Origin of the sequence: Hydrogenophaga sp. RWCD_12 (assembly GCF_046604225.1) — a bacterium.
In the GTDB taxonomy this organism is placed as follows: Bacteria; Pseudomonadota; Gammaproteobacteria; order Burkholderiales; family Burkholderiaceae_C; genus Hydrogenophaga.
In genome coordinates this window covers 341,680-356,133 of the sequence record NZ_JBKIXC010000006.1, presented here as the reverse complement: position 1 = coordinate 356,133, position 14,454 = coordinate 341,680, and the positions used below count along the sequence as shown (strand labels likewise).

Below are 14,454 nucleotides of genomic sequence, written 5' to 3'. Positions count from 1 at the left end.
ACAGTCTATGCCAGCCACGCCGTCGCGTCTTGATCCAGATCGCAAGCAGGTGTGTCTCAGTGACCCCATCCCTTGGGCAGGCCAGCTTCGGGCGTCATGCCGTAGACCGGCTCACCCGGTAGGCCCGCCCTGAGCGGTTCGCGCGCGGCCAGCAGCTTTGCCATGTCCACGCCGGTCGACACACCCATGGCCTCGAACATGAAGACCAGGTCTTCGGTCACCACGTTCCCGCTGGCACCAGGCGCGTAGGGGCAACCGCCCAGGCCTCCAAGCGAGCTGTCGAAAGCGCGCACACCCACGTCGTACGCCGCCAGGCAGTTGGCCAGACCCAGGCCGCGCGTGTTGTGCATGTGCGCCGCACCCGCATGGCCGCCCAGTTCGGCGCGCAGGCGCGTGAACAGGCGCCGCACCTGCGCCGGGTTGGCCATGCCGGTGGTGTCCGACAGCCCCACCTCATCCACGCCTGCCTGGACACAGGCCACAGCCAGCGCAATCACCTCGTCTTCCGCCACCGGTCCTTGCAAGGTGCAGCCAAAAGCGGTCGACAGACCCACTTCCACCGGCACCCCAGAAGCACGTTCATTGCGCAATGCGATCACTTCGCGCAACTCTTCCACCATCTGCTCACGCGTCTTGCGCACGTTGGCCAGCGAATGCGCCTCGCTGGCCGAGACCGGCAGCGTCAGCTTGTGCACCCCGGCGGCCAGCGCGGCTTCGGCACCGCGCCGGTTGGGCACCAGGGCCATCACCGTCAAGCCCGGAAGGGAGGCGGCATGGCGCACGACATCCGCGACATCGGCCATCTGGGGCAGCAGCTTCGCGGGCACGAACGAGCCGACCTCGATCTCGCGTAGACCCGCCGCCGCCAGCGCGTCGATCCAGCGGCACTTGTCCGCCGTGGCCATGGTCGCCTTGACGGACTGCAGGCCGTCGCGCGGACCGACTTCGCTGATGTGGATGTCCGGTTGGCTCATGCGCGCCTCACGCCACGGCGGCCTGCTGACGCAGGCGCTGGATGTCGCTGTCCGCATAGCCCAGGCCATGCAGCAGTTCGGTGGTGTGGGCGCCCATCACGGGCGGGTCCAGCCGCACACCGGGGCGCTGGCCATCCATGGTGAACGGGAACAGCGTGGTCTTGACGGTCTGGCCGGCGCGCTCGCCGTCGGGCAGGGTGATGTCTGCAAGGCCGCCGGTGGCCAGCAGGTGCTCGTCGTCGTAGAGCTCCTCGGGCTTGCGGATGGGCGCGAAGGGCAGGCCGACCTTCTCGAACAGGGCGGCCAGATCGGCCGCGCGCCAGTGCGCCAGCCGCTCGCGCAGGATCGGCAACAGCGTCGGCCGCAGTTTCACGCGGGCGTTGTTGTCGGGGTACTGCGGATCGGCCTTGAGGTCGGCAAAGCCCAGCGCGTCGCAGAACGTCACCCACTGCGCATCGCTCACAGCCGCCAGGAAGATCTGCTCGCCGTCCTTGACCGTGAACACGTCGTACACCGCCCAGGCCGAAATGCGCTCGGGCATGGGCGCGGCGGCCTGGCCGGTGATGGCGTACTGCAGCATGTGCTGGCCGACGAGGAAGACGTTGTTCTCGTACAGCGCACTCTGCACCTCCTGGCCACGGCCGGTGATGCCGCGCTGGATCAGTGCGCCCAGGGCACCGATGGCGCCAAACATGCCGCCCATGATGTCGTTGACGCTGGTGCCTGCGCGCAGCGGGTCGCCGGGGCGCCCGGTCATGTAGGCCAGGCCACCCATCATCTGCACCACCTCGTCCAGCGCGGTGCGGTGGTCGTACGGGCCAGGCAGGAAACCCTTGAGGCTGATGTAGATGCAGCGCGGGTTGACGTTCGAGAGCGACGTGTAGTCCAGCCCGTACTTGACCATGGTGCCGGGCTTGAAATTCTCGGCCACCACGTCGGCGGTCGCAGCCAGGCGGCGCGCCACCTCGGCGCCGTCGGCCTGCCGCAGGTCGATCGCGATGCTCTTCTTGTTGCGGTTGAACAGCGGGAAGAACCCGGCACCGGAGCCCAGCAAGTGGCGCGTGCGGTCGCCCTCGATGGGTTCGACCTTGATGGTTTCGGCGCCCATGTCGGCCAGCACCATGCCGCAGGTCGGCCCCATGACCATGTGGGTGAACTCGACCACGCGCAGGCCGGTCAGCGGCAGGGGCCGGGAGGTGTCGGATGCGGGGGAATGGGCGCTCATGGCGTGATTGTCCGCGCTCGGCCGCACGGGCACCATGCCACCAATTACCACCATAAAAGTCACAGATAAATCAAAAAATCGTCCATCAATCAGGAGACAAGTCTCGAATACAGTGGCGACATGGAAAAACCCCGCGCGGTCCTGTTCGACGCCTTTGGCACGCTGTTCGACGTGTACAGCGTGGGCATGCTCGCGGAACAGCTGTTTCCCGGTCGCGGCGAGAAGCTCGCCACGGTCTGGCGCGACAAGCAGATCGAATACACCCGCCTGGTGACCACCAGCGACCACGGCGCGCACTACCGCCCGTTCTGGGAACTGACGCAAGCCGCGCTGGCGTTCGCGATCAAGCTGATCGAACCCGCCGCCCGCGCCGACTGGCCAGCCTTCGAAGGCAAGGCCACGCAGTTGATGAACCAGTACCGGCACTTGTCGGCCTTCCCCGAGAACCGCGATGTGCTGCAGGCGCTGAAAAGCCGCGGCATCACCACCGGCATCCTGAGCAACGGCGAACCGCAGATGCTGGGCATCGCCGTGCGCAGCGCCGGGCTCGACGGCCTGCTCGACCATGTGATCAGCGTCGACGGCATCCGCAAGTACAAGACCCACCCGGACGCGTACGCGCTGGGCGAACAGGCGACCGGCCTGGGCCGCCAGCAGATCGTGTTCGTCAGCAGCAACGGCTGGGACGCGCTGGCCGCGACCTGGTTCGGCTACCGCACGCTCTGGGTGAACCGCCACGGCCTGCCCTTCGAAGAGCTGGGCACGCCACCGACCCGCACGGCCAGCCACCTGCGCGATGTCCTCTCGTTTTTTGACTGATTTCCTTTTTCTTCTTGAACCGACGGAGTCTTCCATGACACAACGCACCCAAGTCCACGGCCTGCAGGTCGCCACCGAGCTGTACGAGTTCATCAACGCCAATGTGCTGCCCGGCACCGGCGTGAGCAGCGAGACCTTCTGGAAGGGCTTCGACAGCATCGTGGCCGACCTGGCGCCGAAGAACGCCGCCCTGCTGGCCGAGCGCGACCGCCTGCAGGCCGAGCTGGACAAGTGGCACAGCGCCAACCCCGGCCCGATCCGCGACATGGCCGGCTACCGCAAGTTCCTGCAGACCATCGGCTACCTCGTGCCCGAACCCAAGAAGGTCAAGGCCACGACCAAGAACGTCGACGCCGAGCTGGCCACCCAGGCCGGCCCGCAACTGGTGGTGCCGATCCTGAACGCGCGCTACGCGCTGAATGCCGCCAACGCACGCTGGGGCAGCCTGTACGACGCGCTCTACGGCACCGACGTGATCTCGGAAGACAAGGGCTGCCAAAAAGTGAAAGTTGGGGCCGGCAACAAGGGCGGCTACAACCCCAAGCGCGGTGCCAAGGTCATCGAGTACGCACGCTATGTGCTCGACCGCTGCGCCCCGCTCAAGAAGGGTTCGCACCTCGGCTCCACCGGTTACAAGGTCAACAAGGAAGGTGAACTGGTCGTCGGCCTGGCCGAAGGCGGGTCAGCCAAGCTGGCACAAAAGAGCCAGTTCATCGGCTTCCAGGGCGAGGCCAAGGCACCGACCGCCGTGCTGCTGCAGCACAACGGCCTGCACCTGGAGATCCAGATCAACCGCGCCACACCCATCGGCAAGAGCGATGCCGCCGGTGTGAGCGACCTGGTGGTCGAAGCCGCGCTGTCGACCATCCTGGACCTGGAAGACTCCGTGGCCGCCGTGGACGCCGAAGACAAGGTGCTGGCCTACCGCAACTGGCTGGGCATCCTGCAGGGCACGCTGGTCGAGTCGTTCGAGAAGGGCGGCAAGACGCTCACGCGCGGCCTGAACGCCGACCGCGAATACACGGGCAGCAACGGCAAGAAGGTGCGCCTGCACGGCCGCTCGCTGATGTTCGTGCGCAACGTGGGCCACCTGATGACCAACCCCGCCGTCCTGTGGGGCGCGGAAGGCAAGGAGATCCCCGAAGGCATCCTGGACGCGATGGTCACCACCACGATCGCCATCCACGACCTGAAGAAGAGCAAGAAGGACGCGATCCGCAACTCGCGCAAGGGCTCGGTCTACATCGTCAAGCCCAAGATGCACGGCCCGCGCGAAGTGGCCTTCGCCTGCGAGCTGTTCAGCCGCGTCGAGAAGGTGCTCGGCCTGTCGGATTCGACCGTGAAGCTGGGCATCATGGACGAAGAGCGCCGCACGTCCGTCAACCTCAAGGCCTGCATCGAAGCTGCCGGCAGCCGCGTGGCCTTCATCAACACCGGCTTCCTCGACCGCACCGGCGACGAGATGCACACCGCCATGCTGGCCGGTCCGATGGTCCGCAAGGGCGACATGAAGACCAGCGCCTGGATCCAGAGCTACGAGCGCAACAACGTGCTGGTGGGCCTCTCGTGCGGCCTGCGCGGCAAGGCGCAGATCGGCAAGGGCATGTGGGCCATGCCCGACCTGATGGCCGAGATGATGAAGCAGAAGATCGGCCACCCCAAGGCCGGCGCCAACACCGCCTGGGTGCCCTCGCCCACCGGCGCCACGCTGCACGCCCTGCACTACCACCAGGTGCTGGTGTCCGACGTGCAGAAGGAGCTGGAAAAGATCGATGCCACGGCCGAGCGCGACAACATCCTGACCGGCCTGCTGACCGTGCCGGTGAGCGCGAATCCGAACTGGAGCGCCGCCGAAAAGCAGGCCGAGCTGGACAACAACATTCAGGGCATCCTGGGTTATGTGGTGCGCTGGGTCGACCAGGGCGTGGGCTGCTCCAAGGTGCCCGACATCAACGACATCGGCCTGATGGAAGACCGCGCCACTCTGCGCATCTCCAGCCAGCACGTGGCCAACTGGCTGCACCACGGGATCGTGTCCGAAGCCCAGGTGCGCGAGACCTACGAGCGCATGGCCGCCAAGGTCGACAAGCAGAACGCTGGCGACAAGCTGTACCAGCCCATGGCCGGCAACGTGAAGACCAGCATGGCCTACCAGGCCGCGCTGGACCTGGTCTTCAAGGGCAAGGAACAACCCAGCGGCTACACCGAGCCGCTGCTGCACGCCTGGCGTTTGAAAGTGAAAAAGGGCTAAGCCCACCCCCGCGCCGCACCTGCGGTGCGTCACCCCCTCAAGGGGGCAACGCGATGCGGCCCGGCAAAGCCGGTTCCGCCGCGTTCAGGACCTTGAAAAACGGCGCCTTCGGGCGCCGTTTCCCTTTGGCTACATCCAGATCCGGTAGGCCCAGAACGCCTCTTCCTTTTCGATGCCCGCGCGCAGGGCTTCGGGGCTGAAGCCGGTAATGCGGCGGGACATGCGGCACAGGTGGGACTGGTCGGCGTAGCCGTTGTCGGCGGCGATGTCGGCCCAGCGGATGCTGCCCGTTTCGACCTGGGCAGTCACGGCGTCGAAGAAGGCCTGTTCGCTGCGCGCCATGCCGCGCAGCTCGCGCAAAGGCAGGCCGGCCCAGCGCTTCACGCGGCGCTCCAGCTGGCGCAGGCTGCGGCCCGGGCCGGAGACGGCCGCACGCTGCGAAAGGTGCGTGACCCAGTCGCCGTAGCGGTGCGCCTGCAGCGGCAGTCCGGGCCGGCAGGCCTGCCAGCGCGGCGCCAAGAAATCCTCCAGCAGCTCCATGCGTTGCGCGTCGTCGTGCGCGTCCTGCACCTGCGCGCACATGGCGAGCCAGTCGGGCGGCAGCACGCTGGCGGCGTCGACCAGCTGGTCGGTGAACCGGGCCGGTTCCAGACCAGTGAGCGCATGCAGCGCGTCGGGCAGGAACATGACCATCATCCCGTGCACCGCCTCCGGGCACCAGCTGGACGTTGGCCGGGTGAAGGGACCGCCAAACACCCAGCGCCCGACCAGGGGTCTCCTTGGGTCGGACAACTGCCCCATCCGGCCCGGTTGCGAGGGCTCCAGCATGTGGCTGCAGCCGGTGAACCACCAGCTCAGGCTGCACAGCGGCGTGGCCGGAAAGTGATTGAGGCGCTGCTCTTCGCTGAGCGGCGCACCGACGGTGCTGCGCACCATGGCACCCCGCAGGCAGGCCGACAGCGAGGCGCGCGGCAACCAGAGGGTGCCGCTGGGGATCAGTCCGGGATCGAAGTCGAGCGCGGTGGTCTTCGGGGTGGCCATGGTGCGGCAGTGTAGGGTCGTCCGGCATGCGCGGCGCGCAAGCCCCCGGGATGTCGGAACCGTTCAAGACAGGCCGGCTCCGGATCGCCACGATCATGACCATGTCACGCAACATCACCTCTTTGCCCTCCCCCCGGAACACCCTGCGCCCACCGGGCCCCGCCACCCGCTGGTGGGGTCTGCCGCTGCTGCGCGAGATGCAGCGCGACTACCTCGCCTTCGAGGCGCGCATGCACCGCGAACACGGTGACCTTTGCACCATGCGGCTGGGGTACGAGCAGGCCTGGAATCTGATGTCGCCCGAGCTGGTGCGCGAAGCCCTGGTGGGCGAACACGCGCACCTGATCCGCTGGGAACGTGGCATCGCGGTGTTTTCACAGATCCTGGGGCAGAGCGTGCTGGTGACCGAGGGCGAGACCTGGCAGCGCCAGCGCCGCATGCTGATGCCGGCCTTCACGCCGCGCCGCGTCGCCGGCTACGCCACGCTGATGAGACAGGCCGCGCAACGCGTGCTGGATCGGCAGGTGCCGCCTGGGCGGGCGCAGGCCACCGTGGCGATGGACGCGCTCTGGAGCGAGGCCACCATGGACGTGATCCTGCAGGTGCTGTTCTCGCACCCGGCCGAGGGCGACGCGCGGCGCGCGTCCGGGGCCAACCGCACCCTGGGCGAGACCGGTTTTCGCGAGATGTTCTGGCCCATGACCCTGCCTGACTGGCTGCCCCTGCCGGGCAAGCGCGCCAAACGCGAGGCACTGCACACCTTGCGCTCGCTGATCCGGCGCCACATCGAGGCCCGGCGTGCGGGAGATGCCCCCGGGGGCGATGTGCAGGATTTGCTGGGCATGTTGCTGTCGCTGCGCGACGAGGACAGCGGCGCCGCGCTGACGCCGCAGGAGGTGTTCGACCAGTGCATGGTGACCTTCCAGGCCGGGCACGACACCACCACCAGCGGCCTGCTGTGGTGGAACTGGCTGATGGCCACGCACCCGGAGGCCGCGCAGCGCGCCGCCGACGAGGTGGACGCGGTGCTCGGTGGCACCGTGCCGACGGCCGACGACATGGCGCGCCTGCCCTGGCTGCAGGCCACGCTCAAGGAGGCCCTGCGCCTCTACCCGCCCGCGCCCGCGCTGATGAGCCGGCGCACCACGGCCCCGGTCACGCTCGGCGGCTGGGCGATCCCGAAGGGCAACATACTGCGCATCACCCCCTGGACCCTGCACCGCGACGAACAGCTGTTCCCGCAGGCAGAGAAATTCCTGCCGGAACGTTTCCTTGACGGTGCGCCACCGGTCCCCAAGGGCGCCTGGATGCCGTTCGGCGTCGGCCCACGGGTCTGCATCGGGCAGCACTTCGCGCAGCTGGAGATGGCGCTGCTGGGCGCGATGCTGCTGCAGCGCTACGATGTTTCGGTTCCGCCCGGTGCCATCGCGCCGCAACCCTTGTTGCACGTCACACTCAAGTCGGCGCAGCCCATCCGCCTGACCCTGCAACGGCGTTCCCACCGCAACGTTTCTCAAGGACCCCTCTCATGAACCCGTGGCTGATCGCAGCCGGTCTGTGCACCCTGCTGATCGGCGTGGTGCACTCGGTCATGGGCGAGCAACGCATCTTCCGTCACTTGCGCCAGGGAGGATGGGTGCCCACACAGGGCGAGCCCCTGTTGCGGGAGTACCAGCTGCGCATCGTCTGGGGTTCCTGGCATCTGGTGACCTGCTTCGGACTCGGCGTTGCCGCACTGCTTTTCCTGGCGGCCAGGCCGGACGTTCCGGTGGCGCTGCGCGACGGGATGGTCGCGTGCGCCGTGGGCGTCATGCTGCTGGCCGCCGCGCTGGTGGCCTTGGCCACCAGAGGCCGGCACCCCGCCTGGCTGGCGCTGTCGTTGACCTCGGCGGTGGCGCTGCTCGGCATCTCCTGAAGCGATGCCTGCGGCTGCGGTGTAATCGCCCGATGCGCCCGACGTCCGTCTTGTTTCTGGTTCTTTCGCTGCTCGCCCCCGCCGTTCATGCCCAGTCGCCCTCGGCCGAGTGGGCGGCCCTGTGCGAGGCCAGGCTGCCCGCGACCAGCATCGAAGTGCGCACGGCACCGGCGCCGATCCGGTACCTTCGCAACCGCAGCGTCGACGACCTGACGCAGCTGCAGCACCTGCCGCAGGACGGCGCGCGGACCCTGGGCCTGACCGAGGTTCGACTGGGCACTTCGATCCAGTACAGGGCTTCGACGCTGGCGCGCAAGGGCGAGGCGCTGACCTGCATGCGCCCGAGCATCGTGGTGACGCTCAGCCTGGACCCGCACGTGGTCTCGGTGGCCAGCGAGTTCGAGGACGACAGCTGCGCCTACCGCCACATCCTGGCGCACGAGATGCGCCACGTGGAAGTCAATCGGCTCACGCTGGAGTCCGCGGCCGACCGCATGCGGGAGGGCATGCGCAACTCGTTCGGCAACAAGGTCTACTACGGCGAACCGGCCGAGCTGCAGGAGCGGCTGACGCGGCACATCCGCGAGCAGTGGCTCCCCTGGGTCGACGCGCAGATGAAGCACACCATGCAGCGCCACCGCGAGATCGACACGCCCGAGGAATACGCGCGCAACCAGAAGGTCTGCGGCGGCGAGATCGCGCGCACGCTGGCGGCGCAGCGCTGACCAACCGGAGCCACACCCCATGGGCCTGCAATTCCTGATCTTCGACGCCGCCGACGATGGCGAGGGCACCGGCAGCTGGGAGGCGATGGCGAGCGTGCGCCACGAGGACTTGGCCGCGCTGCGCGCCGAGGTCGCACAGGTGTCGGCCGCTGCGGCGCGTCAGTCGCCCGGCCCGCAGGGTCCGCTGGACGATGGCGGCGCCTGGGACATCGACCTGCAGGAAAGCACCGACGGCGACTGGACCACGCTGACCGTGACGCTCACCGGCCCCTGGGAATGGGGCGAGGCGCTGGTGGCCGGGCTGGACGCCTGAGCGGCGCGCTGCCCGGCGAGCGTTCTCAGGCCCCCTTGAACACCGGCGCGCGCTTCTCGCGGAACGCTGCCACGCCTTCGGCCGCGTCTTCGCTGAGCGAGAGCCGCTGTTGCGTGGCGTCGAACTCGGCCATCGCCGCCATGGGCCCCTGCTCGACCGACTTGAGCGCGTTCAGGCGCGAGGCGATCACCGCCAGCGGCGCCTGCTGCGCGATCTGTTGCGCGATGCGCAGCGCTTCGTCGAGCTCCTGACCCGCCGGCACGACACGCTGCACGAAATGCAGCCGCAGCGCTTCGGCGCTGTCGAACTCGTCGCCGGTCAGCAGATGCAGCAGCGCGTTGCCCAGGCCCGCGCGCTCGGCCATGCGCAGCGTCGCGCCGCCGGTGGCCATGATGCCGCGCGCGACTTCGAGCTGCGAGAAGCGGCAGTTGTCGGCCGCGACCACGATGTCGGCCGCCAGCATCAGCTCGATGCCCAGCGTGAAGGTGATGCCCTTGACGGCAACCACCATGGGCTTGGTGCGGCGGCGCCAGCCCGCGTCGCCGAGGTTGAGCGGGTCGACCGCGCCGAAGGGCACCGGCGTCTCGCCGCGATGCATCAGCGGCGCAAAGCTCGGCAGGTCCAGACCGCCGGTGAAGTGGTCGCCGTGCGCGTGCAGCACGCCCACGCGCAGTGCGGGATCGTCGTCGAGCCGGGTGTAGGCCTCGGCCAGCGCCCGCATCATCGGCGGCGTGAAGCCGTTGCGCTTGGCCGGCCGGTCGATGCCGATCAGCAGCAGCGGGCCACGTACCTCGGTGGTGATGCGGCCTTCAGGCGGGGTGGTGTCGTCGGCGTGCGATGGCGTGTTCATGCGCGCCATCGTGGCAGCGCGCCCGGGCGCCGTCCGTCACCCACGCGTCAGCGTACGCGCTGCACCTCCAGCGAACGCACGGCGCTGGCGCGGTGGCCCCAGCTCTGGCGCAGGTAGCTCGCGACCGCCGCGATCTCGGTGTCGGTCAGCAGCGTGCGAAACGGCGGCATGCCGTACGGATACGGGTGGCCGGGCGTGGCGGGCGGGAAGCCGCCCCCGACGATGGCCTGCAGCGCGTTGGTCGGGTCGTCCATGGTCACGACGCGGTTGCCGGCCAGCGGCGGGTATTGCCCCGGCTTTCCTTCGCCGGCCTTGCCGTGGCAGTCGGCGCAATGCTGGCCGTACAGCTGCTCGCCGGCCGCAAGCACGCTGCTGTCGGCCGCCGCGAACTCCGGCGGCGCCGAGGTGCGCACCGGCAGCGCCCGCAGGTAGGTCGCCATGGCGCGCAGTTCGGCCTCGGGCAGGTATTGCGTGCCATGGAACACCACCTCGGCCATCGGCCCGGCGACGCTGGCGCCGTCCACACTGCCGTCGCGCAGCAGCGCCACCACACGCTCGAGCGGCCAGGCCTGCACGCCCGCCTGCCGCGGATCGTGCAGCGAGGGCGCGCGCCAGCGGCCGTCGGGCAGCGCCTCACCGCCAAACGGATCGGTGGTCGCGCCCCAGGCGTTGCGCGTGCCGTGGCAGGCGGCGCAGTGGGCCACGCCCTGCACCAGGTAGGCGCCGCGGTTCCATTCGGCGCTCTGCGTGGTGTCGGGCTGGAAGCGCTGCGGCTCGAAGTGCATCAGGCGCCAGAGCGCCAGCGCGGCCTGCGTATTGAACGGAAAGCGCAGCGCGTGCGGCGTGTTCGGCTGGCGCACGGCCGGCGCGAAGCGAAGATAGGTGCGCAGGGCCTCGACGTCGTCGTCGCTCATGCGCGTGAAGTGCGCGTACGGAAACGCGGGGTACAGCAGCCGGCCGTCGCGCGAAATGCCTTGTTGCATCGCGCGCCGGAAAGCTTCGCGCGACCAAAGGCCCAGACCTGTCTCGTCGTCGGGCGTGAGGTTGCTGGCGTAGAGATCGCCAAACGGCGTCTCGATGCGGCGACCGCCGGCAAAAGGCGCGCCTCCGCGCGCCGTGTGGCAGGCCATGCAGTTGCCGGCGTTCGCCAGCCTTGCCCCGCGCGCGGTCACCGACCCGTCGGACGGCATGGGCTCGACCGTTGCCACCGGCAGCGCGCCCGCGCGCAGTTCCCAGCCGATCAGTGCGGCGAGCAGGGCCACACCAGCCACGAACACCGCCAGCACCAGGCCCCAGCGGCGGGCGTTCATCGCTTGCTCTCCAGTGGAGAAGGCGCCGCACCGCACCGCAACGGCAAGGGTTTGACCGGCACCGGAGCCGGGTGCGTGTCGGCCGGCAGCGGCTGCGCGGCCAGCCAGCCGGCCACGGCCCCGATGTCGGTCGGCGAAAGCTTGTTCGCCACGTGCGCCATGCAGTCGGGTGCGAATGCCTTGCGCAGGCCGGTCTGCCAGGCGCCAAGCTGGCCGATCAGGTAGTCGCGCGGCAGGCCCAGCAGACCCGGCACCGCCGGCAAGGTGCCAGTCATCGCGGCGCCATGGCAGGCCATGCAGGCCGGCAGCTCGCGCGCCGCATCGCCCTGGCGCACCAGCGCCTCGCCGCGCGCCAGCGTGGCCGCGTCGGCCTGCGGCGGCAGCGGCGGTGGGTAGGGCAGGTCCAGCCCGGAGAAGTACAGCGCCGCCGCGCGCAGGTAGTCGTCGCTCAGATGGTCCAGCAGGTAGCGCATGCCGTCGTTGTTGCGGCGACCGTCGCGGAAGTTCAGCAGCTGGTGATAGAGGTAGTCGGCCGGCTTGCCCGCGATGCGCGGGAAGAAGCCGCCGGGTGTCGCGCGCCCTTCCTTGCCATGACAAAGGGTGCAGGCCTGCAGCCGCTGCGCCATGTCGGGCGGCGTGTTCGCCGGTGGCGGGAGGGCGTGGGCGGACAGCACCATGGCAGAAGCAACGACTGACAGCAGGCGCCGAAGACAGAGGTGGGACATGGTGGGCATCGCGAGACGTCCGTGCGTGGCACGGACAGTGATTGAACATACCATGTGGGGCATGAGCAGCACCTCCCTCGATCCGGGCCGTTGCCCGCTGTGCGGCCGCGACAACCGTTGTGCCATGGAAATCGAACGCCAGACCGGCGCGGCCCGACTGGCCTCAGGAGGAACGGCCTGATGCGGTGGCTCGACCGTTTTCCACTCGGTCTGCTGGTCGTGGTGGCCGCCTGGCTGGCGATCGCCCCGGTGGTGCCCGAACCTCACCTGATCGAAAAGTGGCGGATGCTGATGCAAGGCACGCTGTCAAAACCGATCGACATCTTCGACCTGCTGCTGCACACCGTGCCGCTGGTGCTCCTGGCCATCCGGCTCTGGCGCGAGGTGCAGCGACGCCGCCGCTGACGGCGAAACGCCATCAGCTCACCACAAAGGCCAGCGCCACCCCGCCCAGCGCCAGCAGGCCCAGCCCGCCGACGAACACGCTCTCGGCCATGCGTTCGTTCCGGCCGGCGCCCCGTTGCACGCGCATCGAGACGAACGACAGCAGGGCGCTGGCCAGGAACACCAGTCCGTCCAGCGCCAGCAGCTTGTCGACCAGCAGGCGGTGCTCGCTGGGCGGCCCGAGCAGGCTGATGTAAAGCGCCGTCAGGCAGACCCCGATCATGGTGGCCGAGGTCGGCAGGATGTGGGCCGACAGGCCGGGCATCCGGCTCACCGTCTCCCGCCGCGCCGGGTCATCGTTCTCGCGCTCCATCGGCACTCCTTCAGCCCAGCTTGACCGGCACAAAGATGCGGTCGCCGTTGCGCTGGATCAGCAGGGCCACCGACTTGTCGGACTTGGCGACCACCGCGCGCACCTGTGCCACGTTGGACACCGGCGTGCCGTTGACCGCCATCAGCACGTCGCCCGGCTGCACGCCCGCGCGGGCGGCCGCACCGGCCACGTCCTCGACCACCAGGCCCCCGTCCACGCCCGCCTCGCGCTTTTCCTGCGGCTGCAAGGGTCGCAGCGCCAGGCCGAGCTTGCCCTGAGTAGCAGCACCCGCCTCGGCCTGCACCGGTTCACCCTTCTTCGCGCCCGCATCGCCGAGTTGGGCGCTGACGGTCTCGCGCTGGCCCTGGCGCACCACCTCCAGTGACACCTTCTCGCCCGGGGCCGATTGGCCGATCAAGGCCGGCAGGTCGGCCGAGCCGACGATGGGCTGTCCGTTGAACGACAGGATCACGTCGCCCGACTTCAGCCCTGCCTTCGCCGCCGGGCCGTCGGGCTCGATGCCGGAGACCAGGGCGCCTTCGGGGCGTTCAAGTTTGAACGAATCGGCCAGCGCCTGGTTCACTTCCTGCACCGTCACGCCCAGCCGCGCGTGGCGCGCCTTGCCGGTCGCCACGATCTGGTCCTTGACCTGGGTCGCGATCTCGATCGGAATCGCGAACGACAGTCCCTGATACCCACCAGACTGGCTGTAGATCTGCGAGTTGATGCCCACGACCTCGCCGCGTGCATTGAACAGCGGGCCGCCCGAGTTGCCCGGGTTGACCGCCACGTCGGTCTGGATGAAGGGCACCATGCTGTCGTCGGGCAGGGCCCTGCCCTTGGCGCTGACCACCCCGGCCGTCACGCTGTTCTCGAAGCCATAGGGCGAGCCGATCGCCAGCACCCACTCGCCCGCGCGCAGCGCCTTGGCGCTGCCCATCGGCAGCGTCGGCAGGCCCTTGGCCTCGATGCGCAACACCGCCACGTCGGTCCTGGGATCGGCGCCCAGCACCTTGGCCTGGAACTCGCGGCGGTCGGTCAGCTTCACCGTCACCTCGCTGGCGTCGCGCACCACGTGGGCGTTGGTCAGGATGATGCCGTCGCTGCTGACGATGAAGCCCGAGCCCTGGCCGCGCACCGGCTGCTCGACCGCGCCGCCGCCCTGGCCACCTCCGCCCTGGAAGCGGCGGAAGAACTCGTAGAACGGGTCGCGCGGGTCGATGCCCGGCATGCCGCCGGCCCCGTTGTCGGAGACCTTGCGGGTGCCGCTGACGCTGATGTTGACCACGGCCGCGCCGTGGCGCTCGGCGATCTGTGCGAAGTCGGGCAGGCCGGCCGGTGCGGTGCTGGCGGGTGCCGACTGTGCTGTCTGTGTCACCGGCGTCGGCGACACGGCGGCGTTGGCGTGGGCGCCGTGCAACCAGGTGGCCCCGGCGCCGCCGATCACGCCAGCGGCGGCCAGGGCCAGCACCATGCGGGTGGGGGTGAGCTGTTGGATGTTCATGTGCGCTCCTGAAAGGAAGTTGGACTGGATGCGAATGTGGGCGCG

At 69.2% G+C, this 14,454-nt stretch carries 15 protein-coding genes; 7 read left to right on the top strand and 8 right to left on the bottom strand.

Going from position 1 to position 14,454, the window contains the following annotated elements; genetic code table 11:
• Window positions 1-56: 56 nt before the first annotated feature.
• Both ACLIJ1_RS22795 and ACLIJ1_RS22790 read right to left on the bottom strand, forming a co-directional pair.
• Entirely contained in the window at window positions 57-974 is a 918-nt protein-coding gene (locus ACLIJ1_RS22795; protein ID WP_411367861.1) for a hydroxymethylglutaryl-CoA lyase, read from the bottom strand.
• 7 nt (window positions 975-981) lie between these two features.
• Complete coding sequence (locus ACLIJ1_RS22790) at window positions 982-2,199, bottom strand: CaiB/BaiF CoA transferase family protein (protein WP_411367860.1); 1,218 nt, start codon at window positions 2,197-2,199, stop codon at window positions 982-984.
• 120 nt (window positions 2,200-2,319) lie between these two features.
• Here ACLIJ1_RS22790 and ACLIJ1_RS22785 point away from each other — a divergent pair, with 120 nt between their 5' ends.
• Both ACLIJ1_RS22785 and ACLIJ1_RS22780 read left to right on the top strand, forming a co-directional pair.
• Window positions 2,320-3,018, top strand: a complete 699-nt coding sequence (locus tag ACLIJ1_RS22785; RefSeq protein WP_411367859.1) for a haloacid dehalogenase type II — start codon at window positions 2,320-2,322, stop codon at window positions 3,016-3,018.
• Window positions 3,019-3,052: 34 nt separating this feature from the next.
• Window positions 3,053-5,269, top strand: coding sequence for a malate synthase G (locus ACLIJ1_RS22780; RefSeq protein WP_411367858.1), 2,217 nt, complete (start codon window positions 3,053-3,055; stop codon window positions 5,267-5,269).
• Between the two features lie 129 nt (window positions 5,270-5,398).
• Here ACLIJ1_RS22780 and ACLIJ1_RS22775 read toward each other — a convergent pair whose 3' ends face one another.
• Window positions 5,399-6,310 (bottom strand): helix-turn-helix domain-containing protein, encoded by a 912-nt coding sequence (locus ACLIJ1_RS22775; RefSeq protein WP_411367857.1) that lies wholly within the window; start codon window positions 6,308-6,310, stop codon window positions 5,399-5,401.
• 101 nt (window positions 6,311-6,411) lie between these two features.
• Here ACLIJ1_RS22775 and ACLIJ1_RS22770 point away from each other — a divergent pair, with 101 nt between their 5' ends.
• Genes ACLIJ1_RS22770 through ACLIJ1_RS22755 form a run of 4 tightly spaced genes read left to right on the top strand, consistent with a single transcriptional unit; the run spans window position 6,412 to window position 9,263 of the window.
• The gene (locus tag ACLIJ1_RS22770; RefSeq protein WP_411367856.1) at window positions 6,412-7,842 is read left to right on the top strand and encodes a cytochrome P450; all 1,431 of its coding nucleotides are present in this window, start codon (window positions 6,412-6,414) and stop codon (window positions 7,840-7,842) included.
• The gene (locus ACLIJ1_RS22765) at window positions 7,839-8,225 is read left to right on the top strand and encodes a hypothetical protein (RefSeq protein WP_411367855.1); all 387 of its coding nucleotides are present in this window, start codon (window positions 7,839-7,841) and stop codon (window positions 8,223-8,225) included. The genes ACLIJ1_RS22770 and ACLIJ1_RS22765 overlap by 4 nt, the downstream gene beginning before the upstream one ends.
• Before the next feature lie 32 nt (window positions 8,226-8,257).
• On the top strand, window positions 8,258-8,950 hold the full coding sequence (locus ACLIJ1_RS22760; RefSeq protein ID WP_411367854.1) for a hypothetical protein: 693 nt from the start codon (window positions 8,258-8,260) through the stop codon (window positions 8,948-8,950).
• 19 nt (window positions 8,951-8,969) lie between these two features.
• On the top strand, window positions 8,970-9,263 hold the full coding sequence (locus ACLIJ1_RS22755; protein WP_411367853.1) for a hypothetical protein: 294 nt from the start codon (window positions 8,970-8,972) through the stop codon (window positions 9,261-9,263).
• Between the two features lie 25 nt (window positions 9,264-9,288).
• Here ACLIJ1_RS22755 and ACLIJ1_RS22750 read toward each other — a convergent pair whose 3' ends face one another.
• Genes ACLIJ1_RS22750 through ACLIJ1_RS22740 form a run of 3 tightly spaced genes read right to left on the bottom strand, consistent with a single transcriptional unit; the run spans window position 9,289 to window position 12,157 of the window.
• Window positions 9,289-10,113 (bottom strand): crotonase/enoyl-CoA hydratase family protein, encoded by an 825-nt coding sequence (locus ACLIJ1_RS22750; RefSeq protein ID WP_411367852.1) that lies wholly within the window; start codon window positions 10,111-10,113, stop codon window positions 9,289-9,291.
• Between the two features lie 47 nt (window positions 10,114-10,160).
• On the bottom strand, window positions 10,161-11,423 hold the full coding sequence (locus ACLIJ1_RS22745) for a cytochrome c (protein WP_411367851.1): 1,263 nt from the start codon (window positions 11,421-11,423) through the stop codon (window positions 10,161-10,163).
• A complete protein-coding gene (locus ACLIJ1_RS22740) occupies window positions 11,420-12,157 on the bottom strand; it encodes a c-type cytochrome (protein WP_411367850.1) in 738 nt (245 codons plus the stop codon). Before ACLIJ1_RS22740 ends, ACLIJ1_RS22745 begins: the two co-directional genes overlap by 4 nt.
• 171 nt (window positions 12,158-12,328) lie before the next feature.
• Between ACLIJ1_RS22740 and ACLIJ1_RS22735 the strand changes: the two genes are divergently transcribed.
• The gene (locus ACLIJ1_RS22735; protein ID WP_411367849.1) at window positions 12,329-12,553 is read left to right on the top strand and encodes a hypothetical protein; all 225 of its coding nucleotides are present in this window, start codon (window positions 12,329-12,331) and stop codon (window positions 12,551-12,553) included.
• Window positions 12,554-12,566: 13 nt separating this feature from the next.
• Here ACLIJ1_RS22735 and ACLIJ1_RS22730 read toward each other — a convergent pair whose 3' ends face one another.
• A complete protein-coding gene (locus tag ACLIJ1_RS22730) occupies window positions 12,567-12,905 on the bottom strand; it encodes a hypothetical protein (RefSeq protein WP_411367848.1) in 339 nt (112 codons plus the stop codon).
• Window positions 12,906-12,915: 10 nt separating this feature from the next.
• On the bottom strand, window positions 12,916-14,409 hold the full coding sequence (locus ACLIJ1_RS22725) for a Do family serine endopeptidase (RefSeq protein WP_411367847.1): 1,494 nt from the start codon (window positions 14,407-14,409) through the stop codon (window positions 12,916-12,918).
• Window positions 14,410-14,454: the final 45 nt, after the last annotated feature.